Here is a 3,391-nt window from a genome sequence, read left to right on the forward strand (position 1 = left end):
TGTTTGTTTCTGGTTTCCCTGCCATGACGGTCCACGCACGTGTGTGTGGGGTGTGTGGTGTGGGGTTGTTGTTTGAGAACTACATAGTGGACGCGAGCATCTTGTATAAGAAGCAATTTCCAAGATAAATGAACCTGGATCTGGCTGCACTCTTTGGGTGTGGTTGGTTTTCATGGTTCTCTCGAAAATGTTTTTGATCTTTGTGGTCAAGTTTTTAAGAGCACACGGTGGATGCCTTGGCATTAGGAGCCGAAGAAGGACGTAGGAATCTGCGATAAGCCTGGGGGAGTCGATAACCGGACTGTGATCCCAGGGTGTCCGAATGGGGAAACCCCGCCAAGCGCGCGAGTGACTTGGTGACCCGTACCTGAACACATAGGGTGCGTGGGGGGAACGCGGGGAAGTGAAACATCTCAGTACCCGCAGGAAGAGAAAACAATAGTGATTCCGTTAGTAGTGGCGAGCGAACGCGGATCAGGCTAAACCGTTCCATGTGTGATAGCCGGCGGGCGTTGCATGGTCGGGGTTGTGGGACTTTCCATACCAGTTCTGCCGGGCTGGTGGGGTGTGATGTGCGCGCATAGGTGAACGGTTTTGAAAGGCCGGCCAGAGAGGGTGTTAGTCCCGTAACCGTAATGTGTTTGTACCGCCTGTGAGAGTATCCCAAGTAGTACGGGGCCCGAGAAATCCCGTGCGAATCTGTCAGGACCACCTGATAAGCCTAAATACTCCCTAATGACCGATAGCGGACCAGTACCGTGAGGGAAAGGTGAAAAGTACCCCGGGAGGGGAGTGAAACAGTACCTGAAACCGTGTGCTTACAATCCGTCGGAGCCAGTCTGATTCTGGTGACGGCGTGCCTTTTGAAGAATGAGCCTGCGAGTTAGTGTTACGTCGCGAGGTTAACCCGTGTGGGGCAGCCGTAGCGAAAGCGAGTCTGAATAGGGCGTGTGAGTGGCGTGATCTAGACCCGAAGCGAAGTGATCTACCCATGGCCAGGTTGAAGCGACGGTAAGACGTCGTGGAGGACCGAACCCACTTCAGTTGAAAATGGAGGGGATGAGCTGTGGGTAGGGGTGAAAGGCCAATCAAACTTCGTGATAGCTGGTTCTCCCCGAAATGCATTTAGGTGCAGCGTTGCGTGTTTCTTGCTGGAGGTAGAGCTACTGGATGGCTAATGGGCCCTACAAGGTTACTGACGTCAGCCAAACTCCGAATGCCGGTAAGTGAGAGCGCAGCAGTGAGACTGTGGGGGATAAGCTTCATAGTCGAGAGGGAAACAGCCCAGACCACCAACTAAGGCCCCTAAGCGTGTGCTAAGTGGGAAAGGATGTGGAGTTGCCCAGACAACCAGGAGGTTGGCTTAGAAGCAGCCACCCTTAAAAGAGTGCGTAATAGCTCACTGGTCAAGTGATTCCGCGCCGACAATGTAGCGGGGCTCAAGTACACCGCCGAAGTTGTGGCATTCAGATATTTAGCTAAGCCCTTGTGGTTCAGGCGTCTGGATGGGTAGGGGAGCGTCGTGTGGGCGGTGAAGTCGCGGTGTAAACCAGCGGTGGAGCCTACACGAGTGAGAATGCAGGCATGAGTAGCGAAAGACGGGTGAGAAACCCGTCCGCCGAATGATCAAGGGTTCCAGGGTCAAGCTAATCTGCCCTGGGTAAGTCGGGACCTAAGGCGAGGCCGACAGGCGTAGTCGATGGACAACGGGTTGATATTCCCGTACCGGCGAAAAACCGTCCATGTTGAACAGGGGATACTAACCGCCCGAGACCTGCCCGACACCCCTTGTGGGTGAAGGGTTTTGGTGGAGCGCGGGACCTGATCCTGGGAGGCAAGCGTATTAACAGGTGTGACGCAGGAAGGTAGCCGAGCCGGGCGATGGTTGTCCCGGTCTAAGGATGTAGGGCGAGTGGTAGGCAAATCCGCCACTCATATGGCCTGAGATCTGATGGGACCCCCGTTTGGGGGGATTTGGTGATCCTATGCTGCCGAGAAAAGCATCGACGCGAGGTTTTAGCCGCCCGTACCCCAAACCGACACAGGTGATCAGGTAGAGAATACTAAGGCGATCGAGAGAATTATGGTTAAGGAACTCGGCAAAATGCCCCCGTAACTTCGGGAGAAGGGGGGCCCCAACCTTGATCGGACTTCGCGTCCGGGAGGGGATCGGGGCCGCAGAGACCAGGGGGAAGCGACTGTTTACTAAAAACACAGGTCCGTGCGAAGTCGCAAGACGATGTATACGGACTGACTCCTGCCCGGTGCTGGAAGGTTAAGAGGACCGGTTAGCCTCACGGCGAAGCTGAGAATTTAAGCCCCAGTAAACGGCGGTGGTAACTATAACCATCCTAAGGTAGCGAAATTCCTTGTCGGGTAAGTTCCGACCTGCACGAATGGAGTAACGACTTCCCCGCTGTCTCAACCATAAACTCGGCGAAATTGCAGTACGAGTAAAGATGCTCGTTACGCGCAGCAGGACGGAAAGACCCCGAGACCTTTACTATAGTTTGGTATTGGTGTTCGGAGTGGCTTGTGTAGGATAGGTGGGAGACGTTGAAGCCCGGACGCCAGTTCGGGTGGAGTCATCGTTGAAATACCACTCTGGTCACTTTGGACATCTAACTTCGGCCCGTAATCCGGGTCAGGGACAGTGCCTGATGGGTAGTTTAACTGGGGCGGTTGCCTCCTAAAAAGTAACGGAGGCGCCCAAAGGTTCCCTCAGCCTGGTTGGCAATCAGGTGTCGAGTGTAAGTGCACAAGGGAGCTTGACTGTGAGAGAGACATCTCGAGCAGGGACGAAAGTCGGGACTAGTGATCCGGCGGTACATTGTGGAATGGCCGTCGCTCAACGGATAAAAGGTACCTCGGGGATAACAGGCTGATCTTGCCCAAGAGTCCATATCGACGGCATGGTTTGGCACCTCGATGTCGGCTCGTCGCATCCTGGGGCTGGAGTAGGTCCCAAGGGTTGGGCTGTTCGCCCATTAAAGCGGTACGCGAGCTGGGTTTAGAACGTCGTGAGACAGTTCGGTCCCTATCCGCTGCGCGCGCAGGAAATTTGAGAAGGGCTGTCCTTAGTACGAGAGGACCGGGACGGACGAACCTCTGGTGTGTCAGTTGTACTGCCAAGTGCACCGCTGATTAGCTACGTTCGGATGGGATAACCGCTGAAAGCATCTAAGCGGGAAGCTCGCTTCAAGATGAGATTTCCATACACATTATGTGTGAGAGGCCCCCAGCCAGACCACTGGGTTGATAGGCCGGATGTGGAAGCGAGGACTAACGACTCGTGAAGCTGACCGGTACTAATAGGCCAATAACTTACACCACACAGATACATACAAAATTCTGCTTGCGTCCACTATGTGGTTCCCAACCAACAACCCCC

Annotated in this window: 1 rRNA gene; it reads left to right on the forward strand. The window is 54.5% G+C overall.

The features are described from left to right. The first annotated feature begins 204 nt into the window (after positions 1 to 204). Positions 205 to 3,333: ribosomal RNA gene (locus ACWRN3_RS22630) — 23S ribosomal RNA — on the forward strand. The last annotated feature ends 58 nt before the right edge of the window (positions 3,334 to 3,391 follow it).

It is taken from the genome of Pseudarthrobacter sp. rb (genome assembly GCF_056389225.1).